The organism is Pusillimonas noertemannii (genome assembly GCF_003096595.1).
In the GTDB taxonomy this organism is placed as follows: domain Bacteria; phylum Pseudomonadota; class Gammaproteobacteria; order Burkholderiales; family Burkholderiaceae_B; genus Pusillimonas; species Pusillimonas noertemannii.
On sequence record NZ_QEKO01000001.1, the window covers coordinates 705,324 to 730,922 of the forward strand.

At 53.5% G+C, this 25,599-nt stretch carries 18 protein-coding genes and 2 pseudogenes; 11 read left to right on the top strand and 9 right to left on the bottom strand.

All coding sequences use genetic code 11. The features are described 5' to 3' along the window. The first annotated feature begins 156 nt into the window (after window positions 1–156). The 8 genes from C7440_RS03295 (at window position 157) to C7440_RS03330 (ending at window position 10,360) form a co-directional block, all read left to right on the top strand. Entirely contained in the window at window positions 157–1,023 is an 867-nt protein-coding gene (locus C7440_RS03295) for a branched-chain amino acid ABC transporter permease (RefSeq protein ID WP_116517459.1), read from the top strand. Next, window positions 1,020–2,747 (top strand): branched-chain amino acid ABC transporter ATP-binding protein/permease, encoded by a 1,728-nt coding sequence (locus C7440_RS03300; RefSeq protein ID WP_165832432.1) that lies wholly within the window; start codon window positions 1,020–1,022, stop codon window positions 2,745–2,747. Before C7440_RS03295 ends, C7440_RS03300 begins: the two co-directional genes overlap by 4 nt. Further along, the gene (locus tag C7440_RS03305) at window positions 2,744–3,424 is read left to right on the top strand and encodes an ABC transporter ATP-binding protein (protein ID WP_116517461.1); all 681 of its coding nucleotides are present in this window, start codon (window positions 2,744–2,746) and stop codon (window positions 3,422–3,424) included. Before C7440_RS03300 ends, C7440_RS03305 begins: the two co-directional genes overlap by 4 nt. A gap of 116 nt (window positions 3,425–3,540) precedes the next feature. After that, window positions 3,541–4,683: an ABC transporter substrate-binding protein gene (locus C7440_RS03310; RefSeq protein ID WP_116517462.1), complete on the top strand. Its 1,143-nt coding sequence runs from the start codon at window positions 3,541–3,543 to the stop codon at window positions 4,681–4,683. A gap of 59 nt (window positions 4,684–4,742) precedes the next feature. Then, window positions 4,743–5,375: a cysteine hydrolase family protein gene (locus tag C7440_RS03315; protein ID WP_165832433.1), complete on the top strand. Its 633-nt coding sequence runs from the start codon at window positions 4,743–4,745 to the stop codon at window positions 5,373–5,375. A 218-nt stretch (window positions 5,376–5,593) separates the two neighbouring features. Beyond that, a complete protein-coding gene (locus tag C7440_RS03320) occupies window positions 5,594–6,736 on the top strand; it encodes an ABC transporter substrate-binding protein (RefSeq protein WP_165832434.1) in 1,143 nt (380 codons plus the stop codon). A 527-nt stretch (window positions 6,737–7,263) separates the two neighbouring features. Then, on the top strand, window positions 7,264–8,946 hold the full coding sequence (locus C7440_RS03325) for a GMC family oxidoreductase (protein ID WP_116517465.1): 1,683 nt from the start codon (window positions 7,264–7,266) through the stop codon (window positions 8,944–8,946). After that, window positions 8,936–10,360, top strand: a complete 1,425-nt coding sequence (locus C7440_RS03330; protein ID WP_116517466.1) for an aldehyde dehydrogenase family protein — start codon at window positions 8,936–8,938, stop codon at window positions 10,358–10,360. Before C7440_RS03325 ends, C7440_RS03330 begins: the two co-directional genes overlap by 11 nt. Window positions 10,361–10,712: 352 nt before the next feature. Here the strand turns inward: C7440_RS03330 and C7440_RS03335 are convergent, their stop codons facing one another. The 3 genes and pseudogenes from C7440_RS03335 to C7440_RS03345 form a co-directional block, all read right to left on the bottom strand. Beyond that, window positions 10,713–12,269, bottom strand: coding sequence for a UbiD family decarboxylase (locus C7440_RS03335; RefSeq protein WP_116517467.1), 1,557 nt, complete (start codon window positions 12,267–12,269; stop codon window positions 10,713–10,715). A gap of 417 nt (window positions 12,270–12,686) precedes the next feature. Next, window positions 12,687–12,846: pseudogene (locus C7440_RS20270) on the bottom strand (succinyl-CoA--3-ketoacid-CoA transferase); the annotation flags it as partial. 178 nt (window positions 12,847–13,024) lie between these two features. Further along, window positions 13,025–13,597, bottom strand: a complete 573-nt coding sequence (locus tag C7440_RS03345) for a TIGR02444 family protein (RefSeq protein WP_116517469.1) — start codon at window positions 13,595–13,597, stop codon at window positions 13,025–13,027. Window positions 13,598–13,910: 313 nt separating this feature from the next. On the opposite strand from C7440_RS03345, the gene C7440_RS03350 reads away from it, so the two are divergent. Then, window positions 13,911–14,696, top strand: coding sequence for an IclR family transcriptional regulator (locus C7440_RS03350; protein WP_116517470.1), 786 nt, complete (start codon window positions 13,911–13,913; stop codon window positions 14,694–14,696). Window positions 14,697–14,831: 135 nt separating this feature from the next. On the opposite strand, the pseudogene C7440_RS03355 reads toward C7440_RS03350, so the two are convergent. Next, window positions 14,832–14,936, bottom strand: a pseudogene (locus C7440_RS03355) (transposase); the annotation flags it as partial. Between the two features lie 229 nt (window positions 14,937–15,165). After that, window positions 15,166–18,750, bottom strand: coding sequence for an indolepyruvate ferredoxin oxidoreductase family protein (locus C7440_RS03360; RefSeq protein WP_116517471.1), 3,585 nt, complete (start codon window positions 18,748–18,750; stop codon window positions 15,166–15,168). A 108-nt stretch (window positions 18,751–18,858) separates the two neighbouring features. On the opposite strand from C7440_RS03360, the gene C7440_RS03365 reads away from it, so the two are divergent. Next, window positions 18,859–19,764 (top strand): LysR family transcriptional regulator, encoded by a 906-nt coding sequence (locus C7440_RS03365; RefSeq protein ID WP_116517472.1) that lies wholly within the window; start codon window positions 18,859–18,861, stop codon window positions 19,762–19,764. A gap of 22 nt (window positions 19,765–19,786) precedes the next feature. On the opposite strand, the gene C7440_RS03370 is transcribed toward C7440_RS03365, so the two are convergent. The 4 genes from C7440_RS03370 to C7440_RS03385 all read right to left on the bottom strand — a co-directional run bounded on the left by C7440_RS03370 (window position 19,787) and on the right by C7440_RS03385 (window position 23,729). Next, the gene (locus C7440_RS03370) at window positions 19,787–21,103 is read right to left on the bottom strand and encodes a TRAP transporter large permease (protein ID WP_116517473.1); all 1,317 of its coding nucleotides are present in this window, start codon (window positions 21,101–21,103) and stop codon (window positions 19,787–19,789) included. Between the two features lie 28 nt (window positions 21,104–21,131). After that, window positions 21,132–21,623, bottom strand: a complete 492-nt coding sequence (locus C7440_RS03375) for a TRAP transporter small permease (RefSeq protein WP_116517474.1) — start codon at window positions 21,621–21,623, stop codon at window positions 21,132–21,134. A 24-nt stretch (window positions 21,624–21,647) separates the two neighbouring features. Further along, entirely contained in the window at window positions 21,648–22,622 is a 975-nt protein-coding gene (gene dctP / locus C7440_RS03380) for a TRAP transporter substrate-binding protein DctP (protein WP_116517475.1), read from the bottom strand. A gap of 207 nt (window positions 22,623–22,829) precedes the next feature. Continuing rightward, complete coding sequence (locus tag C7440_RS03385) at window positions 22,830–23,729, bottom strand: LysR family transcriptional regulator (RefSeq protein ID WP_165832436.1); 900 nt, start codon at window positions 23,727–23,729, stop codon at window positions 22,830–22,832. A gap of 187 nt (window positions 23,730–23,916) precedes the next feature. On the opposite strand from C7440_RS03385, the gene C7440_RS03390 reads away from it, so the two are divergent. Beyond that, entirely contained in the window at window positions 23,917–25,593 is a 1,677-nt protein-coding gene (locus C7440_RS03390; RefSeq protein ID WP_116517477.1) for an AMP-binding protein, read from the top strand. Window positions 25,594–25,599: the final 6 nt, after the last annotated feature.

Sequence of the window (25,599 nt, forward strand, 5' to 3'; positions counted from 1 at the left end):
TAAGCGGAGAGTGTTTACAAGGGCTGGCTCTGGTCATATTTATAAGGCGCTGTTCTGCAGATCGCCTTAGATCAAAACGCAATCAATTTATCTGAGGAGAATAGCTGTGAAAATAATAAGCTGGCTCGAGTGTCCGTTGAGTTGCAAGGAGCCTGCATGAACCCGTACGTCCAAGGATTGTTTAGCGGATTGATGAATGGCGCGACATATGCGCTTCTTGGTATCGGCCTTGTCTTGGCTTTCCGCACCTCCCGCGTTCTCAATCTTGCGCATGGCGAAACTTTTGTTGTTGCTACTGTTGCCATCGTGTTTATGCTGCAGCTCGGGGCTCCGCTTTGGGCCGCTATTGCCGTGGCTATTCTCTTGACAGGGCTCTTGTATTGCGCCTTGCAGCGGTTCACTTTGCAGCCCCGGGGACATTGGCCCATCGGGGCATTGATACTGATCACTCTGGGTGCGGCTTTTCTAGTAAGGGGCGTAGTTATATTGCTGATCGGCGCTGAGCCTGTGTCCTTTCCGAGTTTGTTTACTGGAGCACCAGTGCGCATAGCCGGTGGGGTGATTCCACGCCAAGGCGTGGCAATGATCGTGATCGGTTTTGGGCTCTCAATTGCCGTTACTTATCTCCTCTCTCGAACGAGAATAGGAAAGGAGTTGATCGCCACCGCAGAGAATTCACAAGCAGCGCAATTGCTAGGAATTGACGTCAATCGAGCCAGAATGATCGCGTATGCGGTTGCCGCAGTACTGGGTGCCGTGTCGGCGGTGCTTCTCGTTCCTCTGATTGCGATCGACTACCAAATCGGCCTTGCCATGACGACTCGCGGCTTTATAGCGGCAGCTATTGCTGGGATGTCGCCAGGCCGCACTGTAGTAAGTGGATTGTTCTTGGGCATCTTCGAGTCGATGGTTATCGTGTTCTTCGGCGCTCTTTTTCAGGACCCCGTTATGTTTGGCTTATTAATCGCCGTTGCTTTATGGCAAAGCAGATCAATTCGATTCGGCGGAGGCGTGCGAGCATGAGAGCCTCAATTCCTGCGTGGGCGTTTTTTCTTGGCGCCATAGTATTCGCTCTGAGTCCCTATTTCGGGATTCCCGCCTGGACCTTAACGCTGGCGACGCTGGTCTCGTTCACCGCCATATCATTGGTTGGTCTCAATTTGATTTATGGTTTAACCGGTATGTTGTCACTCGGACACGCCGCCTTTTTTGCGTGGCCGGTTTACCTCGGTGCCATACTTTATGCATTGGGCTTGCCTTGGCTTATTTCGATTCCTCTGGCGTTAGTTATTGCGATTGCACTCGCCGGTCTGCTCGGATTAATTTTTATTCGGCTGCCTGGCATGTACTTCGCGATCGGCTCATTGGGGTTTGCTTTTGTAACAGAAGGGCTGGCCCGCGCCTTCCCTAGCCTTACGGGAGGCGCTTCAGGGCTCGTTCTCGTCTCAGCTATAAGACTTGAGCCCGAATATTGGTATGCACTTTCGTTGATTGCGCTGGCGGTGTCCTTATTGATTTACCGGAGGTTGACGGTAGGGGGGTCATACAGAACTTTAAAGCTCATTCGATATGATGAACTATCGTCCGAGGTCCTGGGGATCAACGTTGCTAGGGTAAAGCTGCGTATATTTATAATCGGATCGGCTTATGCCGCGGTGTCCGGTGTCTTCATGGCTTTTTTTGTCGGTATTATCGTTCCAGAAAGTGGTGGCGTGAACATGTCTCTGGAATATCTGTCCATGACCGTCATCGGGGGCGCTGGATTTTTGTTTGGTCCGGTCTTAGGTGCGGTTTTAGTGCAATGGCTGTTTGCTATTGCCGGGGCAGCGGATGAGTATGAATTGCTAATCTATGGGTTGGCGTTCTTCCTGGTCGTATTATATGCACCTCAGGGGCTGTCCGGATTAATTGCAAGTTGGTGGCGTAAAGCGGTCCGCTCCCGTACCGCTTCAGGACCTGTTCATCTCACCTTGAACGCCGATATCGACGATGAGGTCCGTCCCAGTCCCGCTACCAGACCACCTGGTACGACTTGTCTTGAAGTATCCAATATATCCAAGCGGTTCGGCGGGCTTGTCGCTGTTAGCGACGTCAGTCTGACGGTATGCCATGGTCAAATTGTCGCTTTACTAGGTCCTAATGGCGCCGGGAAATCGACCTTGTTTAATTTGATAAGCGGGATCGAAAGGCCAGATACCGGCAAAGTATCCTTGCAGGGCCATGACCTTTCAAATACACCCATTTTCAAGCGGGCGACGAAAGCAGGAAGATCGTTTCAGACACCTCGCCTAGTTCCAGAAATGACGGTTCTTCAGAACGTCGCTATGCGCCTCGACAACCTGTCTGGTAGCCAGCATGAGGCCGAGATCAACAACACCGCTTATCGTCAGTTGATCAAGTATGGCCTGGAAAAATACGCAAACGAGCCGGTCCATAAAGTAAGCATTGGGTCTCACAAACTAATTGATGTCGCAAGAGCATCGATTGGCTCCCCACCCCTATTACTGTTGGATGAACCTGCTGTGGGTTTAACAGAGGATGAAGTCAGCCATCTTGCAACGATGCTGAATAAATTGAGAAGTACGGGCGCAGCAATATTGTTGGTAGAGCACAATTTTGAATTCGTAAAGTCAGTGGCGGATTCCGTGGTAGTGCTGGATGGTGGAAATGTCATAGCAGCGGGTAGCGTAGAAGACGTTATGCGCAGCTCAAAAGTTCAGGAAGCATATTTTGGAGCCTTAACATGACGCCAGTACTCGAAGTAAAAGGCCTTGGTACAGGATACGGCCAACTGGCTGTGTCTCGAGATCTGTCACTTACATTGAACCCCGGCGAAACGGTGGGCATTCTTGGTGTGAATGGGGCGGGAAAGTCGACGTTGCTCAAAACTATAGTCGGCCTGCTGCCACAGCACGCCGGCCAGGTCCTGTTGAACGGCAACGACATCTCCACTTGGCCGGCATTTCGCCGCGCAAGAAATGGCGTGGCTCTTGTGCCTGAGGGGCGCCAGGTTCTTGCTGGGTTGTCGGTGCGCGACAATTTGGAGCTCACAAGGGCCTCATTGCCATCGCGAACGCCGGCCGATGTCTTTCCTGGCCGTTTGGCAGAAGTATTGAGCATATTTCCAAAGTTAGGCGAAAGAGGAGCTAATCCAGGCAGCTCCTTAAGTGGAGGGGAGCAACAAATGCTGGCGATTGCTCGAGCATTATTAATTGCCCCCTCGGTCATGATGCTGGACGAACCGACTCAGGGCTTGGCCCCGGTCATCGTGAATATGCTGAAGAACTTGCTCGTCGATTTTAAAGGTAGATTCGCTATGGTCGTCGTGGAGCAGAATTCGGCGTTTCTTGAGAGCGTTGCGGATCGTATCTTGGAGATGCGGTCGGGGCGATTGATTGAGGTGGCCGCTACAGAAAAAATCTAGATCTTAATTGTCCAGATTTCTCTTTTTCCTTAATAACAAATATATGCGCTGTTATTGAACAGCGCTTCCCCAAACGAGGGGAGACAGCAGTTGAACAATAGATAAAAGGATGAGACATGAAGATTACCTCTGCAGTTTCCATAAGTGCCGCGTGCGCTGCGATGATTTTTTCCGGCCCCGGCAATGCTCAGCAGAACGACAGTTGGGTTATCGGCGAAATCGCCCCACTCTCCGGTCCTGTCGCCACGGTGGGAAACCGACTGAATCAAGTAACCAAGATGTGGGTTGACGCCGTTAATGCTAATGGGGGAATAAAGGGCCGGAAGATACAACTGAATACTTGTAATGATGAAGGTAAACCAGAAAAGGCTGTGAGCTGCGCTCGCGACCTGATCGATAAAGGTAGCATTCTCATAATCAATAACTCAGTTACGCCAAGCATTCTTGCGACCATACCCGTCGTAGAGAAAGGTCCCACGATGATCATGCCGTCGCCCACCGTCATACCGGCCGCCGATAGCTATGTGTTCACCGTAAGTCCTTCCGTTGTCCACCTCATGAAGGCTATGTCAAGCTTTTTAGCTTCGAATAATGTGGACGAATTGGGGATGGTCGCTGCTACTGATTCCACCGGCGAGGTCGAAGTCAAGCAGGCGCAAGCCGTTTTCTCAGAAGCCGGAATTAAGTTGAATTTGGCGCGGATCGATCTTCGGGCGACGGATGCGTCCAGCCAGCTTGTAGCTGTGGCTTCGGGTAACACGAAAGTCGTCTATTCGTCGTACATCGGCGCAGGGGCGGCAACTATTGCAAAGAGCTACTCCAATCTGGGTATGCAGCAGCCGCTTATTGTCAGTTACGGCAATATTAGTAACGCGTTCGTGGACGTTATTAAAGACAATATGCCGTCTCGGTTACTAGCGATAGGGGTGAGTTCGCTAGCGCCGGAAACTATCTCCGACCCGGAGACTCAGAAGCGCATAAAGGAATTCACCGCTGCATATCAAGCGCGGTATGGCGAGCGTGTGGATCTGATCAACCTGATGGGCAAGGTAACCACTGATACCGTCGACGCAGTTTTACGCAATGTAGATGATCCTGCGGATCCTGAGACAGTCAAGCAGTACCTCGAAACCCATCCGATACCGAGTATCCAGAACGTTCGATTCTCAAAGACCGATCACGTTGGACTTAACGAGAAGGATCTTAGGGTAGTGGAGTATAAGGACGGCGCGTGGAAACTCGCCGATCCCATCAAGTAGCCGAGCTAATCGAGTAGCACGTAGTAATTGCTCAATGAGGATTGAAGGAGATGCTCGAAATGAATACAAACGAAATTTTTCAGAATGTCGAACTGGTTTCTAAGAAGACGGCAGTCGTAGTTGTCGATATGGAGAATGAGTTCGTACACCCAGAGGGTAAATACTACTTTGGGGAGGCGGTTCCATCGGTTATCCAGAATACAGCGGCGCTGCTTGAACGTTGTCGCGAATACCATGTTCCAATAATTTACGTCCGGTCGGTTCGCTATCCAGAAGACCCCCTTTTTACCCGCTTCGGAAGAGAATACTACTTGCTTGAGGGAACGAGCGGCCCAATCATCATAGATGAACTGCGCCCATTGGAAGGCGATACCATCATTGAAAAGCATACGCACGATTGCTTCCATAAGACGTCTATGGACGAACAATTAGGCCGCATGGGGATCCTTCCTGAGACGCATCACATCATAGTCGTTGGAGTGGCCTCGAACGTCTGCGTGTACCACGCGGTGCTTGGATTCCATGTTCGCCACTATTTTACCGTTGTGCCAATTGACTGCATGGTCGGAACGCCAGGCGGCAATGATATCGTCATCTCTCAGTTATCTTCTGCTGCCTATCATTACAACGTTACGCTTACGACATCCGATTTGATCACGTTACAGGGTGCTCGTATGTCGGCGATGTCTTAGCGGCAAGCGTTTTGGTGGCGCCGGTGGGTGCTGTTTGTGCGCCGTCGCAAGCATTCGGAAAACCCATTCGGCAAACCACGCTTCCTTTCTTATTAAGGGTCGGCAATTAGACGATCCCTAAAAGTAGGTCATGAGTGGAAGAGCGAGATATGAAGATCGAATCTGTTGGGAAGCATTACGTGAAGTCTAAACATAGGTCAGAAAGGGGGAGGGTAATCATGAAATTGAAAACGAGTTCTTTGGGTGTCATTGCCTCAATGGTCGTTATGACTTCCAGCATTGCGCATGCTCAACCGAGCGAGCCGTTTGTGATCGGTGAAGTCGCCGCATTGTCAGGTCCCGCCGCTACTGTGGGAACACGGCTCAGCCAAGTTTCCAAGATGTGGTCGGAGAGCATCAATAAGGCAGGCGGCATCGATGGCCGAACTGTTCGGCTGATCACATGTAACGACGAGGGCCGACCAGAAAAGGCAGTTGCGTGTGCTCGCGATCTAATTGCGCAGGGCAGCCAATTGCTTTTGGCTCATACTTTGACATCTAGTGTACGAGCTATCATGCCAATCGTCACCAACGGTCCGGTGATGATCGTTCCATCCCCTAATATTTCTCCTACGCCCGATTCATATGTATTCCAGGTTAGTCCGACAGACGCTCACTTAACTAAAGCGTTAGCACGGTATCTTCAAGAGAATAACGTTGAAACCTTGGGAATGATTGCGGCTACCGACTCCAGCGGTGAAGTGGGCGTGATCAGTGCAAAAGAGATTTTTCCCGCAGAGGGAATCGATCTCAAAATCGCTCGTATAGATTTACGCTCAACCGACGCATCCAGCCAGTTGGCGTCCGTCGTGGGTGATGACACCAAAATTGTTTATTCCACTTACTCTGGAGCAGGTGCAGCCACGGTCGTCAAGAGCTACTACAACTTGGGCTTGCAACAGCCGCTAGTCGTCAGTTACGCCAATCTTAGTACTGCTTTTGTCGACGTCGTGAAAGATATGTTGCCGCCGCGCCTTTTGGGAACAAGTGCTTCGTCACTAGTGCCTGAACTCGTGACGAACCCAGATAACAAGCAGCGCGCTATCGCCTTTACTAAGGCGTATGAGGAAAAATACGGCGAGCGTCCAGACATGGTCAATTTGATTTCTAAATTAAACGTAGATACTGTCGAGGCCGTTCTAAGAAATGTACAAGATCCGTCGGACGCGAAAGCTGTCAAACAATACCTTCAAAGTCATCCGATTCCTAGCATACACACGCTCCGTTTCTCTCCGACAAGCAATGTCGGCTTGGACGAGGGCGATGTAGTAATTGTGGAGCTCAAGGATGGGCAATGGACTAAAGCGGGGCCATTAAACTAAGATCGCACACCTGCTCAGGAGCCGCTTTAAGTGTGGCTTCTGAGGGGCCGGCCGCAAAAAAAATGAGACTCACGGTTGGGGCAGAAGGCTATCGCCTGCGTTCTTAGAGCTTGGGCACTAGCCTTCCGCAGGTCCAGAGAGCGCGCGCGTAAAAAACGGAATCTTGCGGCCTGCCGAAGGTAACGTTGTGAGTCTGTGCGGGTCTCGCACGGCTACCGCGGCCAGTGGGTTCACGCGTTTTCCCAGCAGTGTAGACACCATAGAAGCAATTCTGCTTAACCTGGACAATCTCGGCGATCAAATGCCACGAGAGACTATCGCACCCATCCGCTCGCAGAGTTAGATGAGAACGGGCTAATTAGAGGACCAAATGGCGACTGGATTCAAGTCACCACAGTTAGCTGATTCCTTCCTCGATTCAATACCAATAGAAGGAATGTAGGTCCCTCAGTTAACAGAGTTGAAAAAATATTGGCTCCGATTTTTAGGTGGCTCAACGAAGCAGAACGCACAGGATAACTGAAACGATGAGTCGGTCTGAAGCATATGAATACATAATTATTGGCGCCGGGTCTGCAGGTAGTACCTTAGCAAACAGGTTGAGCGAGGGCGGAGCCAGCGTACTGGTCATTGAAGCCGGTGGCTCGGATAGATCACCGCTCATATCGGTCCCACTTGGATGGGGGCGGATCTTCCCCAGACGGTTGTTCGATTGGGGCTACTTTGCGGAGCCTGAGAAGAATCTTGATGGACGTCGTATCGAGTGCGCACGGGGGAAGGTGCTTGGCGGCTCATCGTCGATCAATGTGATGGCCTATGTTCGTGGCCATAGTGCGGACTACGACCGCTGGGCGGCATCAGGCCTGGCGGGTTGGGGTTATCGTGATGTACTTCCGTATTTCAAGCGCAGCGAGGATTGGGCGGGGGGAGAGGATGCTTATCGCGGCAGTGGCGGCCCACTCACGACTGTGCCCTCGAATTATGTTGATCCTCTGGCCGATGCATTTCTAGAAGCGGGCGAAACTGCAGGCCACGGGGTCACACAAGACTACAACGGCGCCCGCAACGAAGGCGTTTGTCGACTGCAGTGGACCATACGCAAGGGCCGGCGCTGCAGTGCCTCGGTTGCCTATTTGCGCCCCGCGCTTACCCGTCGAAATGTGACGCTCAAGACGCGTTCGCTGGTGCACCGCGTAATACTTGAAGGAAAGCGGGCGGTTGGCGTCGAATATTCTGATGGAAAGGAAATGAAGATCGCTCGCACCACTGGAGAAGTGATTCTCTCGGGTGGCGTGATCAATTCACCACAGCTACTCAACTTGTCGGGGATCGGCGATCCGGAAGAGTTGGCCAGGCACGGAATAGTTTGTCACCACGCATTGAAAGGCGTGGGGAAGAACTTGCAGGATCATTTGTCGGTCGGTGTCGAGTACGGGCGTAACGGCGATGGTCCGTTCGTCGATCGGCTGCGCTATGATGCCATCGCGATGGCCATGGCTCAGGCCTTTTTCTTTGGCACAGGGTTTGCCACCGAAATTCCCGGCCCCATTTCGGGGTTTCTCAAGACCGATACCTCACTCGTGCAACCTGACATCCAGTTGCTGGTCACGTTTATTCCGTCTGAATCTCGGCCATGGTTTCCAGGGGTCCGCCCGAGGCCATGCGACGCATTTATGTGTCGTCCGGTCATGCTTCATCCGGAGAGTCGGGGTGAAATTAAATTGCGCTCTTCGGATCCCCGAGACGCTCCAGAGATCTACCAGAATTTTCTATCTGAGCCCAGGGACTGGGAAACGATGCGTAGAGGCATAGAGATGACGCGCGATCTCGTGGCGCAGAAGTCGCTTGATCCCTTTCGCGGCAGCGAGATTCAACCAGGTACGGCGGTGAGATCAAAAAGCGAGATCGATGAGTACATCCGCCGCACGGCCTGGACGGCCCACCATCCACTCGGTACGTGTCGCATGGGTGCGATCGATGACGACATGGCTGTCGTCGATACGGAGTTGCGCGTCCGAGGCATTTTGGGACTGCGCGTGGTCGATGCGTCTGTCATGCCGGATATGGTGGGTGGAAACATCAATGCACCGGTCATCATGATCGCCGAGCGGGCAGCGGACCTGATTCGGGGCATGGCGCAGAAAACAAACTTATCGATGAACGTCCGTTCGGACGAACTAGGAGAAAAGGAGGCACACCATGCTGGGTAGGAATGAGCACTATATCGATGGGAAATGGGTTGCGCCGCTTGAGATGGGTGACCCCATCGAGGTGATAAATCCAGCAACAGAACTGGTCATCGGCGTTGGCGCACGGGGATCGGCGGAGGATGTCGATAGGGCTGTCGCAGCAGCGCGTTCGGCTTTTCCTGGCTACTCTCAAACTACGACCGAAGAGCGGGTTGCATTACTCACACGCATCATGGAAATCTACATGTCTCGTGCGGACGAGATAGCGAAAGTTATATCATCGGAAATGGGTTCTCCGATCAGTTTTTCCTACAACGTGCAGACGCTGGCGCCGATCGAGCAGTTTCGTGTAGCGATTGAAACGCTCAAGGGCTTCCGGATGCAATGTGCAGTGGGTGGCTACGAGGTCGTGCATGAGCCTGTCGGAGTATGTGGTCTCATCACAGCGTGGAACTGGCCGCTCGTGCTGGTTGCGGCGAAGACGGCATACTCCCTTGCCGCGGGGTGTACCGTGGTTTTGAAACCTAGCGAAATGTCACCGTTGTCCGCGATCATGTTTACAGAAATACTGCACGATGCCGGTGTCCCGCCCGGCGTGTTCAATGTAGTCTTCGGAGATGGCCCAACGGTCGGCAACGCGATCGCTGCGCATCCCGATATCGATATGATATCTTTTACGGGCTCGACGAGAGCCGGCATACATGTCGCTCAAACTGCTGCGGTAACCGTAAAGCGTGTACACCAGGAACTTGGCGGAAAGTCGGTCAACATCGTCTTGCCCGACGCGGACCTGTCAACTGCCATAAGTGCCAACATCCGTCGGCTGTTCGCCAATGCTGGACAATCGTGCCAGTCGCCAACCCGCCTGCTGGTGGACAAGGATCGCTACGAAGAGGCGCTGGAGCACGCTCGCATCGTTGCAGAGAGCATCATATGTGGTGATCCGTCTCATCCCGATACAGTCCTGGGGCCGGTAGTTTCCGCAGCTCAATACGACCGGGTGCAGGGTTTGATCAAAGCCGGAATCGACGAAGGTGCTCGCTTGGTTACCGGAGGCCTGGGTCGCGTGCAGGGCATGGGCCGGGGTTACTTCGTCAGACCCACTATTTTCGGCGACGTTAGTAACAGCATGACTATCGCAAGAACTGAGATATTCGGTCCTGTTCTTCCGATTCTCTCCTATTCGGATATCGACGAGGCCGTTGAGATCGCCAATGACACGCCTTATGGCTTGGCAAATTATATTCAATCTGCGGATCCTAAAGCCGCGCGTAGTTTGGCGGGCCGCCTCCGATCAGGGCGTGTTTATATCAACACAATGAACCAGAATTCGAGAGCGCCATTTGGGGGGTACAAGCAGTCAGGCAACGGTCGCGAACAAGGAGATTTGGGCTTGTCAGAGTATCTAGAAGTCAAGGCGTTGATATATGAATGAGCTCAGGCTTCGGCTTTGAGGCATAGGCATTTGCATAGAAATTCAATGCTCTTGATCCCGGCCCAGGAGCTTTGAATTGCCAGAAAGTGATCTGTCCCAGTTTGGTGGTAGAGCGAGCGATATGCGGAACCGGAACTTGACCCTCACGGGGTATGTGTGAGGCCGTGGGGGTTACGTGAAGAGGACGGGTATGTTGCAACCAATTCGATTGTGACCATTTTCCGGAGGACTAGGGCTCCCGTATCCCCTAGCGCAAAAACAGACTCCACATTGCGTGGACATGTCAACGGTGTCTATAACATCATTCACGCCGATAGGCGCCTGGGGGTATTCCCCCCTAGCCCTATCTGACTCAATTCGATAATTGATAGCGACCGTCGGCAGCTCGGGTTACGCCGAGTTCTTGGCGGACGGAGTCGAGTTCGATGAGCACATCGCGTCCATCGCGACTACCTACCGCCTCCATCAGCTCGAGGAAATGTTTCGGCCCCGTCTTAAGAGCCTCCTGCACGGTCTGCTTCGGCGCGGAGCGTAACTTGGGCGGTTCGGGTACACGGAATTCAGTCTCGCGGTTCCAGCCGAATGGGAAGGTCAGATCGAAGCCTGCCTTGGCGCCCGTGCGTCGACCATCAAGGGATGGATCGAGTGGCATAGTGCGGAAGCCACTCGCGACAACCAGATCACGGTCAGCCTGGAAGCGTGTGGCGAAGGCCCACTCCATCTGTGCATCGGAAAAAATGTCAATGTCGCTGTCGACCGCGAAAATGTGCTTCACGTCTGCGCTCGAAGCCATAATGGCTGAAATTGCATTGCGCACCTCTCCAGGATTCCGTTGATGGAGTGACAGGCGCAAGTTGAACATACCACCGCATGAAGGAGTTGCATAGACGGCGATAGGTTCGCGCACTGCAGTGGTGAGAGCGCTCCAAGCGGCGGCTTCAGTGCGTAGCGCGGCGAGCTGCGCGGTATCCGTGCAATCCAAACTCTTGCCCCCGATTGTTATCGTCTGGAAGAGCGCATCGCGGCGCATGGTGATAGCAGTCAAATGGAAGACCGGGTTGGTCTTCATGTGACCATAATAACCTAGGTACTCACCATAGGGGCCTTCGCTCTCAGCCCACCCGCGCTCGTCGAGAAAGCCTTCCAGCACTACTTCTGCGTCAGCGGGCACCATCGCATCAATGCTCACGCACTTAACAAGGGGTACTGGCGCTCCACGTAACGCCCCCATCAAATCGACCTCGTCCGCAACGGCTGACATGGCCGTTGCGGCAACGCCATCCGCAGGATGGCTGCCGACAACAAAGGCGATTGGCATACGCTCTTTACGTTGGACATATTCGGCATAGAGGGCACGCAAATCACTTGGTGCGATCAAATCAATGCCAGCCTCTTGCCGTCCCCGCAGCATTATGCGTCGATACCCAACGTTGCGCTTTTTTCCATCGAGACTGCGAGTGATATCGATACTTGCGGATATATAGGGTGCGCCGTCTTCGCTATGCTGGAGGTGAACGGGTAGCTTCGTGAAATCGGCCTGCTCGCCGGTCCAGACCACTTGATGAACCGGTGCGGCGCTAGACGGCACCTCCACGGGAGGTATTGGCGTCTGGAGACGGCGGGACACCTCGGCGCGCAAATCCTGCTCAGCCACGTCGAAGGCTAAAGCAAGACGCCGCCGACTGCCGAATGCGTTTCCGATGACCTGCGCCTTCTCGGGGCCCGCTGCGCAGAACAACACCGCTTTGGGGTTTCCGTCCAAGTGAGCGCCAAGCTCAATCAAGTCTACCTGCGTGCCGACGACATCGAGCTCGTCTTCTTCACGGAAACGCTGGACTAGGCGGCGCAGCCGAAAACTTTCGACGTCTGGCAAAGCGGTGGGCGTCTGCGTGTCGGTGACTATCTCCATTTCTTCTCCTTACCGCAACGCGGCGAAAATACCAAACTTACGTTACGCTATAAAATACATGTCTTTAAAATGATAGTCGTTGAAGTAGCGAATGTAGAGGAGGTATAAACCCTAGTTTACGAGTTCGCGCAATGGAACTAGAAGGGAATTGAATTTACCGTAAAAGCTGCCGCTGGCGGAGTTCTAGGCGTAGAACGGTGCTCCACAGTGCGCCAAAAATTCGCTCACTTACGATGCAGCACACGGTTTACATTGGTCTTGCGCCTAAGCGAATTCGTTCCCATGAATTATACGTGTCTCGAATTTGATAGCAGCTATACAGAGGCGGTTCTGGTGACGACCAAGCTGGAATACATCACTATGTCGCAAATCGCCTGACGTGCGAACTCTACTGAGCAACCTATCTTGCCCCGTGACCGCCCCGATCGGGCCCGCAGTGGTTTTGGCGAAAATAGTGGGGATGCTGGCCGCGGGCGTGCAGCTTTTCGGCCAGGGTGTCATGCGACGTGAGCCAATTCGAGCTGGCCGCCAGATACTGACGTTCGAACTCTTTATTCTCGCCAACATACGAGGCAATGCGGCCTGCGCCGCTTAGCTTGCTAAGCGAATGCCCAGCGGGTCGTAGAAAAGCACTTAAGATTGATCACAGGCGGATCTATCCGAGGTGCTAGAAACACCGTACGCCTACGCAAGTCAGTTGTGGGGAGCCGGCGCGATTTGCTGGTCGTGGAGCCATATTTCGAATATGAAAGGGGTTAGATATTCGTATTTTCGCGCATATCGATATCAGTTCCGCGTAGCATAGAAGTTGCGTCGCAGACCTGTATCTCCATGACTCCACTTAACAGCTTGGCCAGGTCAAAAAGAATGTCCTCTTTGGCTGGCGTGCCCGACGCGCGCAAGTAGCCCACGAGATTATGGGAAATAATGCTTGCATCGGATGCCCCCTTGGAAATCGCCACCGTACTGGCGATTAAGTATTGTTCATATTGTTCGGCTTTTAGCTCCGTAGCGAGTACATCTGTGTATAGATCCTCTATTATTTTGCCAGAAGATCGTCGCTCGCTTTTTAAAGACCGACGGGCGGCCCTGAGTACCTGAATAATACTTTTCCGCCATGGCGAAACTCGCGTTTCAATAAGAGTGAAATCTTGTACTGAGAGGGTATGTCCGCGCGAGCCGGCAAAGAGGCACAAAAGAAGTACATTGACGTCAAGGTCGTACTCATCCTGCAGCCTCAGGCATGCCGTCGACACGCCTTGCATCTTATATGTGGAGAGAGAAAATTCCCACAGTTCATCAAACCGCGCTTCAAGCTCGTCACGCATTATGATTCCTCCGCGGTGACTAGGCGCAACGGTTTCGTCCCCGTGCCCTAGCAGGTTTGAAACATCAATTCACGACGGTTAGATACAATTAGCTGAACCCCATGCATAATTACGCAATATTTATCACTCAGGCTTGGGCGGGATGATCCATAGTACAGACGTGGATATTGTCGAGGGCAATGGAATTTGAACCACAATAAGCCGACCTAAACCCAGTTTAAGGAACCACAGTGTTTAAGAGTCGCTTTGAGTGCCGGGCGGTGTCGGTCGCATTGAGAGTACAGTATACAATTCTAAAAATGGCAAGAAATGTATGACGATGACCAGAGAAGAAAAGACAGTGGGCGACAGCAGTGGTGTGCAGGCTGTAGAAATTGGCGCGAAGGTTCTGCGTGCCCTTGTAATGGCTGGCCGGCCTGTTCCATTGAAAATGGTCACTAACGCCGTGGGTATGCCCCGTGCAAAAGTTCATCGATATCTCGCAAGTCTTGTCCGATGTGGGCTAGCCTGTCAGGAAGAGTTGACGGGGCACTATGGCCTAGGCCCTTTCGCCGTGCAGATGGGAATCTCTTCTCTGGGCACATTGGATAGTGATGCACTAGGGCGTCAAGCAATACGAGAATTACGAGATAGTTTGGGCATCACGGCGTGTCTCTGTGTATGGGGCGAAGGTCCGACCGTGATAGCGGTTGAGGCCGCAGAATCAGCCGTATTTGTTGGCCTGCGCGCGGGGTCACGGTTACCTCTTATCGGCTCCGCCACGGGGCATGTTTTTATGGCGTATTTGCCGGCGAGAGTGTGGCGTCCGTACGTACCATCTGAGAAAAAGGGGCAGCCTGTTGACCAAAGCCTGCTCGATAATATTCTGAAAAGCAGGATTGCTGGTGTGAGTGACCAGGTCATGACGGGGATGAGTGGCTTTGCGGCTCCAGTGCTAAATCACACAGGGGCAATTTGCGCGACACTTACGCTTGCTGGGCCGACTGGAACTTTCGACGAGGCTCTAAACGGTAAGGTCGCACGTGCGCTACTCCTCAGGGCTGATCAGTTGTCGGCGCGTCTTGGAAACGTAGCGTTGAAGAACACGCTGCATGATTAGCCAGCGAAAACGCCACCGACGAGGGCGGGGCAAAACATACCGGCGGTATGCAGGCGAAGGACAGCCGCATTGAGATCGAACTGAACAGGGTGTGCGTGCGGGTGCACGGCAAGATGGATCCTACCCAATTGCACCTGTGCTGATGCCCAACTCCCTGCAAAGCTCTGGCACCGCTAAGCTGGCCTCAGCCCGCTTGAGCGCTTCCATGATCTGACTATCTGTGAATCTCGACCGCTTCATCTTGTAGAACTCCTCGATGAGAAAGTTCTACTTCTGAATGCACCGCTTTTGCGGGGGGACTGCCCCATGAAGAATGCCCCCTTCGTTAACACGTCGACGCGGTAAGGTGGTGGGCCAGCATACTTATAACGAGAAAGGTACGAGACGAGGGTTGAATCCTTAATACTCCGGCACTACATAGTGCCGGAGTATTTGTATCGAGGTAAGAGATAAAGTCGCTTGGCGGCGTCTATATGCTCTCAGTAACCGCTATATTGATTCGCCTAGGGCGCTGCAATTCTTCCAGCAGCTGAATCGCCCTTACTTGTGCCTCGCTAGCGTTTGCAGATTTCACAGTTTCGTAGCCACGGATCGTTTCCGGTAGTCGCAGTATTTCTGCCACTTTCTTAGCATTACCTGCTTTAAGCATGGGCAGCGCATCATCCAGCAGCTTTTCATACCAGGCAAGCAGCGCGCGTTCTTCGCGGCGCGCCGCTACTGCACCGAAGGGATCGAATGCTGTGCCTCGCAGGAATTTGAAATTGGATAATGTTTTTAGAACTGGACGCAGCCAGGGGCCGACGCGTATCTTGCCCTTTAGGCCGAACACGCGCGCGAGCGGGGGCTGTAAATGGTAGTGAACTCGCACGGGACCGGAGAACTGATCTGCCACGCGCTGCTCGAATGTCGACCGCGTCAGCAAGCGCGCCACTTCGTATTCGTCCTTGTAGGCCATCATCTTGTGCAGGCCGTCGATGACTGCGCTGGTAACCGCATAGCCATTTGCTTGGCCTGAAACAAGGGTTTCCGCGTCGAATGCTGCAATAACGCGGTTTAGATACCGGATTGCATACGCGCTGTTCTGATAATCCACGAGGTCAGCGCTTCGCAGCATCAAGCGCGAATGCGGCTCGGTAGGCAGGCCGGCCAGCCGGGCTTCGAGCGGCGCCAATGCTGCAAGTTTTCCGCTGGTGCGCAGTTCTTGCAAACGTAGGCTGCGGTCGGAAAGCGGCGCCGCTTGCATCGAGCCAAGCGCTTCGACTCGTGATCGATCGTGCACCCAAAGCCGACCCGCGCGAAGGGCCATCGTATTGGCTTGTACCTGTACGCCATTTAGTTCGATGGCCGTCTCAATATACCTCGGATCGATAGGTAGCCAGCCGGCTTGGCAGGCTGCGCCTATTGCCACCATGTTGGTCATCATGAAGTCGCCGAAAAGCGCCTCTGCAATACGGCGGGCATCAAGCATCAAATTGCTCTTCCTGTTTGTCGCTGCGGCGACGGTGTCTCGGAGTTCTTCAACGGGCAGCGTTCTGCGGGAATCTCTAACCACTTCTCCATTGGGGAACACGCCCGTGTTTATCACTGCGCGAGTGCGCTGTGTGTCACAACACATAAGGTTCTGCGGATCGACTGCGGCCAATAAATCGAGAGCAAGGTACAGGTCAGCTTTGCCGATTCCGACTTTGTTGGTATGAGATGGCTGATTGGCCGGAGTAAATATCAAGCTGGACAGTACTGCACCCCACTTCTGAGCGGCGCCTGTCTGGTCGTAAGTTTTAACCTGAAGCCCTTGCAAAGCTGCGGCTTGCGCGATGATCGCGCTGGCGGTAAGTACGCCTGATCCACCTAAACCAGGAATATAAACGTGATAGGGGGAATCTAAATCGATGGGCGCAACTTCAGGGATCTGGGATAGGTCTATATTCGGTAGTTTAGGTTTACGCAGGCCATGCTCAGGCGAGACTTCCACGCTTACGAACGAAGGGCATTCACCGGAAATACATGCTTGGTCCTGATTGCAGGTGGACTGGTGGATTTGGGTTTTCGTGCCAAAGGCGGTGGACACCTTCTGCAACGACATGCAGTTAGCTTTGGCGCCGCAATCGCCGCAGTTTTCGCACACCTCTTCGTTGACCAGCGTGAAGATGGTTGGTGGGGGTAGCAACTTGCGCTTTTGGCGCCGGCGACGCTCATTCGCACAAGCGCCATCGTAAATGACGATGGTTACGCCATTTATTTCGGCCAGCTCCTTCATTGTTGCTTCAAGCGCTTCGGGTGGGCGACGAATCAATTCGTCAGGCAGACTTAGCTTTGCATATTGCCCAGGCTCTTTCGTTATAAGAACCACCCGCTTGGCACCATCTTTTAGCAGCCGATCAGTCAAATCCGCAATGGCGCTAGCGCCTATGGCTTCTTGACCTCCAGTATTGGCCAGCACGCCGTTGATCAGAAGCTTGAACGTCATGTTCGCGCCGCTAACGATTGCATAGCGGATGTTCGCATAGCTTGAATGAAAGAGCGCGCCGTCGCCGACGTTCTGAACGATATGCGGGCGGCTGGTATACGGAGCCAGCCCTAGCCAAGGCAGGCCTTCTCCACCGAGCTGGGTCGTTGCTTCCACTCTTTTTTCCGGCTTGTCCATCAAGGCCGCGAACAGATGACAGCCTGGCGCGCCCCAAGCCACCTGACCAGGTGCAAGCAGGGTCGAGACGTTATGTGGACACCCTGAACAGTAGTTCGGGGCACGGCCTGGTAGCGTTTCGGGTCGATGTATGGTTTTGTTGTAAAGATATTCGATTCGAGTTTGGCCACGCTCTGGCAATGCCTGTTGTCGTGAAAGCAAGCGTGCCAGATGTTTTGCGACGATGTCGCTGGTCATCCCGCCCTCTATGGGAAACAGCCGCTGACCTAGCTGATCGTGTTTTCCCAGTATTTCGCGAACACTGGTTCCGATGATGGATGCCGCGACTTGGCGCTCTAGGAAATCGCGTTTTTCTTCGATGACGATGACAGTTTCCAGACCTTCTGCGAAACGCCGAAAGAATGCGGGTTCACCGGGACATAGCAACCCAACCTTTGCAAGCCGAATGCCTTGCGCTTGCAGCATGGCATCGTCGTAGCCGAGGTCTTCAAGGGCCTGTAGAGTATCGGCCCAGCTTTTTCCTGCACTGATCAATCCGATGCGGTCATTAGGGCTGGAGCGAACGATGCGGTTCAACTCATTGGCTTGTGCATAAGCTAGTATGGCGGCGTGTCTTTCGTCGTACAACTTGCGCTCTGTCTCGATGTTTCTTACTGGAAAGAAGCGGTGATTGGCCATCCGGACGAACGGCTTGCCGCCTGGCTGGAACGGCGGAAGCTGTGGCGTCAGCCCATTGGGATGCATCTGCACGACTTCTCCTCCGTCACAGAGTGTACCGACGAGCTTCAGTGCCACCCAGCAGCCCGAATAGCGCGACAGTGCCGCGGCGTGCAAGCCGTAGTCGAGAAACTCTTGGATGCTGGACGGATAGAGGACTGGGATTCCGTGGTGCTCAAACGAGAACTCTTGCTGGTACGGCACGGTTGAACTCTTTGCTTCATGGTCTTCGCCGCTGAGAATCACTACGGCGCCATGATGGCTGGTGCCGGCAAAGTTGCCGTGTTTCAGCGCATCGCCTGATCGGTCCAGCCCGGGGCCTTTGCCGTACCAGTAGCCCACCACGCCATCGACATCCGGATGCGGGTGCTCATCGAGCATTTGCGTGCCTATCAGCATTGAAACGGCGAATTCCTCGTTCTGAGCGGGACGGTGTGTGATGCCTTCCGCCTCGAGCACAGGCTTGGCCTGCTTGAGCGCGATGTCAATGCTTCCAAGGGGCGAACCCGGGTAGCCGGTTACGAAGGCCTTCGTGCGCAACCCCTCGTTCCGGTCAGCGCGCATCTGTTCAAGCATCATGCGAATCAGAGCGTGGTTTCCATTCAGAAATGTGTTGGGTGTATTGGGGTCGTAACGAGCGTCCAAGGTGGATTCGTGATTGTTTGATTGGACAGACTTAAGAGCAGACTTCACAACGAAGCTCCATTCGAAGAGGCGGAATTGCCCAGAGTAGGAGGTCTTATATAATTAATCAAATAGATATTTTGAGTCTATAAAATCGAAGTGATCTATGGTGGCGGCATGAATCCGAACTTGTTGGATATAGGGCTTATTCGCGCATTCGTTGCGATTTATGACACAGGAAGCGTGACATTGGCTGCGGAGCGTCTTTTTCTCACGCAGCCTACGGTTAGCTACGCCTTGTCTCGGCTGCGTGAGGTGCTGAATGACCGCCTGTTTGTGCGGGATGGCAGATACATGACGCCTACGCTTAGAGCCGACGAGTGTTACTTGCAGTTCAGTCAAATTCTTCGCCAGATCGAGGATGTCGTCAGCCAAGGGCAGGGGTTTGACCCCGCTGTTTCTGATCGCCGCTTTCGGATCGCGATGTCTGATATCGCCACCTTCGCTTTCCTTCCGCCGCTGATGGAGATATTGCATCGCCGTGCACCCGACGTAGAGGTGGAGGTTGTTCAGCCGCCGATCGACGATATACCCGATTTCCTGGCCACCGGGAAACTTGACGTCGCGATAGGCAATTTGCCCACGGTCAGCAGTTTGACAGCCAGTTCATTGCTCATGCGCGAGCATTACGTTTGCCTTATGAGCGAAGCCCATTCGACGATTGGCGAGACTTTGTCAGAGAAGGAATTTCTCGCCGCTCGTCATGCCAATGTGTCCTCGGAGTTCACGGGCCATAAGCATCTTGAGCAAGCCCTGCAGCAAGCTGGTGCAAAAAGAAAAATCAGTGTGCAGGTTAAACAATTCACGGTCTTGCCCTATCTGATCAAGTCTACGGATTACTTAGCAGTTATTCCTAGCCAGGTAAGCAAAGTGTTTGTTGTGCATGGGGGACTTAAAGAATTGCCTTTGCCAATAGACATCCCTGAAATTGAAGTGCGTGTGCATTGGGATGAGCAACAAGGCAAGAATGCGCCGCAGAAGTGGTTCTGCGACGTCATTCGCGAAGCGCTCAGCTATCCTTAAGCAACCGGTCCGATTTCCGTGATCACTGGACTAGGCTTGGTAACCATAAGCCAATTCCGGGAAAGAACAGCACCAGTACCAATACAAGAAACTCTATGAGCACGAAAGGCAGTGCCGCTTTATACACGGTCGACATGCGTATCTCCGGCGGAGCAATCCCTTTCATAACAAACAACAGTAAGCCGAACGGAGGTGTTAAAAAACCGATTTCCATAGTCAGCAGATAGACGACCCCGAGCCAGATCAAATCAATGCCAATTGCGTTCGCTACAGGGACGAATAGCGGCACAGTAATCATGACCATGCTGACTTGGTCGACGAAGCAGCCAAGAATCAGCAGGATCAGCATCATCATGACCAATACGGCGAAGGGGTCGGCGCCGACAGCGGTGATCAGGCTCACCATGCCGTTGGTCGCGCCCGAGAACGCGAGTATTTGGCTGAAAGTGGTGGAGGCCATGATAATGAAAAGAATCATGGTGCTGGTCTGAGCCGTTTCCGTCAGAATGGCTTTAAGCGCTTGCCACGTCAGGCATCGATAGGCGGCGGCGATCAAGAACGAAGCTATTACACCCAGTGCAGCGGCTTCAGTTGGGGTAGCGATTCCGGCCAACAATGATCCGACTACTGCTATCAATATAGTCGACAGGGGCAGCACATAAACAAAGAATGGCTTCCACCGCTCCAGGAGTGATTGGCGTGCTGGAAGATCACCTGCCGGAGCATCCTGCGGCCTGTATGTTGCGCGGATGACGATATACAGGAAGAACAGGGCTGCGATCAAAATCGCCGGAATGATGCCTGCAATCAAGAGACGCGAAATTGACATGCCTGCCAAACTGCCGACGAGCACGGCCAAAGCCGATGGGGGGATCAGCATCGCGATGCTGCCTGTAGCCATGATGGGGCCCATGGACAAGGTCGGGTGGTAGCCTCGCCGCAGCATTTCAGGCATCAGCGATCTACCCAGCATGGCAGTGTTGGCGATTGTAGATCCTGATAATGCTGAAAACACGGTGCCTGCAGCGACTGATACAACGGCCATGCGTCCTGGCAAGCGAGTGATCAGACGCTCTATGGCTCCGATCGCCTTGAATGCCATACCGGAATGCAAGAGCACTTCGCCCATTAGAATGAAAAGGGGAATCGGTACAAGACTGTAGTTGGTGATTGATGTCACGACATTGCGTGTCATCTGTATCAGGCCGATTTCACCGTTAAGAAAAATTGCGGCGCCAATGATATTGACGCCAAAAAATACGACTGCGACCGGTAAGCCCAATAAAAGAAAGAAGAAGAGCATACCGATCAGCAGCGCCAGCGCTGTTGACCAAAGCATATGATTAATTTCGTTTGTTGAATTGTTGTTATGAATCTATTTTTCGAGCCTTCAACAACATGGAGAACTCGATAATCATGAAGAACATGCAGAAGGGGACTAGAGCTGAAATCCACCACTCTGGAATGGTGAAGGTCTTGTATACGAGGCTGCCACGCTCGAAGGCACGCCAAGTAGCGATAAGGCTGTAATAGAAAACGATGGTACAGATCACACCGCCCAATAATCCCGCCGCTATCTCAACGCGTCGACCCCAGCCTGCGGGTAAAGAGGAGGTCACGATGTCGACACTGACGTGACCTCCGGTTCGCAGCACCCAAGGCGCAGCAAAGATTGTTGCGCCATACAGAGCGTACTCCATTGATTCAACGACCCAGTTCAAGCCGGTGCCGCTTACGTTTCGCAGGAGGACATCCATCCCTATAAGGAAAGCCATGCATCCAAAAATAGTGCCAGATATGGCGGCGAGGCTGAACACGGTCGCGTTATAGCCTCGACTGACTCGTCCGATTATGGTCATGTATTAATCTCGGCGCAGAAAATTCTAGTTTGCTGCGAATTTTTCGCGAAGTATTTTGGCGTTAGCCGGGGCTATTTTTTCAAATGCCGCCCACCCTGCCTCCCGAGCGATGTGAAGCCATTTTTCACGCTCCTCACCTTCAAGGCTATAAACAATCATGCCCGCGTCGGCTTGTTTTTTTGCTTCTGCTGCGTTGATTGCTGCATTGTCAGCGTTTGTCGACTCGAACCAGATTCCCATCTTTGTTAGAAAATCCCGTTGCTCGTCCGATAGCGATTTCCATTTGTCGAGATTGATCAATATGCTCGCGTCCGCGTTGTAGAACCCAGGATCCACACGAGCTTTGGTCACTTCTTGCCAGCCTAGGTCTAGAACGCCTTGTATAGGCCAGCCGTAGCCGTCCACCACGCCTCGTTCAAGGGCCGTATATACCTCAGCCGGGGTCGTTTGTATGCTGGTGGCATGCAGTGCTTCGAAGAATGCGCGATATAGCTGGGTCGTGCGCAATGTAAAGCCGGTTAAATCCGCTTTATCGACTGGCTTGTTGACGTACAAATGGGAAGGCACCCCATCCGCGCCGCGGGCCAAGTGCCATGTGTTCATTTTTTTATTGTGCAGCTCGTTCATTAGTTCCCAACCGCCATTTTCTCGCAACTCTTGAGTGGTTCGCTCAGACAATGCCATGGCGCCAGCTTCAGGTAGAAGGTTGGCATAGAAAGGTGATGGGAGATAGGCCATATCGACCACTCCGGACGAAACAGCGTTGCCCATTTCGAACGGCGGCACAGCTGAAGCTCCTCCAACGAAGTTGATTTGTACGAGGCCCTTCCCTTCTGCATTGACCTTTTCTATAAAGCGCTCAAATTGTTGGGACAGAACCATGCCGGGCTGGAAGAGGCTGACGGTTTGTAGAGTTACCTCTTTTGCGCAAGCAACTCCGCTCATTAGGCCGATGGCGATCGAAATTGCTCCTGATACTTTCGCTAATGCGCTTTTCATTGGATGTCTCCTGTTGTACTAATTGATATAGCTCCGGCTGGGCTGGAGCGCGGCTCGTGTCGCCCACATTCCTTGCATGTGCGTTGCGAGCTGTTTTTGCTTTTATCGAAATAGCCGATATTCAGGCATGGCTTTTTCTGTCCAAAGCGTACAGGCCGGACTGTAATTTATCCAATAGATGATTTAACTTTTGTAAATAGATGGGTTCTATTTATAGGGGTCGACTGAAAATATATGGGCGACCTGGCTGCGTAGCCACTTCAAGGCGGGGTCGGCATTAAGCCGCGCATGCCAATGTTGCTTGAGTGAATAGCTCTCGGCCTTGATGGGCAGCTTGACCATGCGCAGTCCTTCCAGCCGCAGGAAGTATTCGGCAACGGCATGGGGCACGGTCACTATCATGTCGGTGGCCGCGATAATGGCTGGAACGCTCATGAAATGCGGGATATTCAATTGCACGCGCCGTGATAGCCCCTTTTTCTTCAGCAACTGTTCAAAAAGCTCGTGGCTACGGCCTTCGGGCTCGACGACCGCGTGCGGCAAATCCAGAAAGACTGGCAAGGAGACTCTGTCGCCTTTTACGCGAGGATGGTCTTTACGAACCAGGCACACAAAATTGTGCTCGAACAGCCTTTGCATGTAGAAACCCGTACGCTCCAAGTCGGGGAAGAAGCCAATTGCCAGCTCGGTTGAGCCACTTTCCATTGCCTCTGGCAGTTCCTCGACGGTCAGGGCCCGGCTTCTGAGATTGCATTGGGGAGCAAGCCGCGAAATATGCGCCATCAACTTGGGAAGAAACACTGTTTCGCCAATGTCTGACAGCGTGACCTGAAATTCACGTTGAGCGGTTTCGGGGTTGAACTCTGTGGGCGCGTATATGGCCGCATCGACCAGGGCGAGCGCGTCTCGAGCAGCCGCCACCACTTCGTCGCAACGGGGCGTCGGCAACATTCCACCGGCGCCCCGCACGAACAGGGGGTCGCCTATCAGTCGTCGTAACCGGCCTAGCGCCAGACTGGTTGCAGGTTGGCTTAGCTGCAGTGCTTCCGCCGCCCGCGAAACGTTGCGCGACGCATGAAGCTGAACGATCAGGCGCAGCAGATTCAAATCGAGTTTCGCGGACATAAGCCGAGACTATTTATTCTATAAATACTAATAATAACATTGGCATCATTGTTTTTATATTCTCCGGTCTCTACCATTCACGGAGATTCAAAAAGAATGGGTGATGCGCGACGCATACATTGGTCGGCGACCGCATGCCGCTCGCATGTAAAGCGGAGGAGAAGAGACAATGAGTGGGCCACTTAATCGCATCGATGGCGTCGTCTACGCCACGCCCGAGGAGGCTGCCTTTTATTCCGGGTGCAAGGCCTGGGAAAGGCGCACATTGGGGGATGCATTGCGCCAGGCGGCCAAGGCGGTGCCTGAGCGCACGGCCTATGTGTGCAACGAGCGCAGGATCAGCTTTGCAGAACTGGACGCCATTACGGACCGCTTGGCCGCTGCCTTGCGCGGGCTTGGGCTGCAGCTGCATGATCGGGCCATGTTCCAGATGGGCACCAGTATTGAAGCCGTCATCGCGCTTTTCGGCTGCTTCAAGGCGGGGGTTATTCCTGTCTGCAGCATTCCGCAGTTTCGCGAAATCGAGATTGGCACGTTGGCCAGGCTGACGCAGCCAAAGGGCTATTTCGTACAGGCCGACGCGGGCGGGCGGTTTGACTTGGTCTCGTTCGCCGGCACCATGGCACTGCGCCACGGCATTCCGCATGTGATCAGCACCGGCAATAACCCCGGCGCGGGCGTGCATTCGCTGGAAGCATTGTGCGCCGCTGTTCCCCAGGCCGCCGCTTTGGACACATCGGAAGAGTTCGGTTGCGAGGACGTGGTGGCGTTTCAGCTTTCCGGGGGCTCTACCGGGGTACCCAAGATCATCCCGCGATTTCACGCCGAGTATCTGGGGCATGTCCGCTTCTGGTGCGACCGATACGACATGAGTGAGGGCAGCGTCGGGATATGGGCTTTGCCGATACTGCATAACGCCGGCATGATGTTTTCAGTGTTGAGGGCGGTGCTCTACCGCGCCACGACCGTCCTGCTGCCCAACTGGGATGTGGCGAATTACTTCAAGATGATCGAGCAAGAGCGCGTGCAGCATGCCTTTACCATTGGCCCGCATGCCCCGGCCATCGCGTCATACCCTCATGTCCAACGCCACGACCTGTCCTCCCTGAAGTGTCTGTTTACCTTGATGGGCGCAGAGGCTATCGAACGAGCCACAGGCATACGCTCGATCAATATGTTCGGTATTACCGAGGGGCTGGTGTTGACCGGCACCCCGGATTCACCGCCCGAGATCCGTTTCGGCAGCGTGGGAATGCGCTGCTCGACGCATGACGAAGTGCGCCTGCTTCACCCGCAGGGCACTGAAGAGGTTCCCCTCGGCGAGGCCGGAGAGCTTTGCTTCAAAGGGCCTTCATCGCTTAGGGGCTACTACGCGGCTCCGAACGTCAACGCGGCCAGCTTCACACCCGACGGGTTTTTTAGAACCGGCGACATGATGCGCGCCCGCGAAGTCGACGATGAAATCGTCTACTGCTTTGAGGGCCGCATGCGCGACAACATCAACAGAGGCGGGGAAAAATTCGGTACGGAAGACATAGAGCATCTTATTGCACGCCATCCGGCCATTGCAGACGGCAAGGTCGTTGCCATGCCGGATGAAATCTATGGCGAAAAAGCATGTGCCTTTCTCATCGTCCGAGAAGGCTTCAAGGCTCCTACCGTGGGAGAGCTCGGGGAATACTTGCTTGCAAAAGGCTTGGCCAAATACAAGCTGCCCGAGCGCATCGAGACTTGCGGCTCCTTTCCCGTTACGCGTGTCGGAAAGCTCGACCGCGCGGCGCTTCGCTCGCAGATTGCAAAGACCTTGGCCGAAGAGGCCAGGTCGCAAGCGAATACGCATTCATAGAGTAGG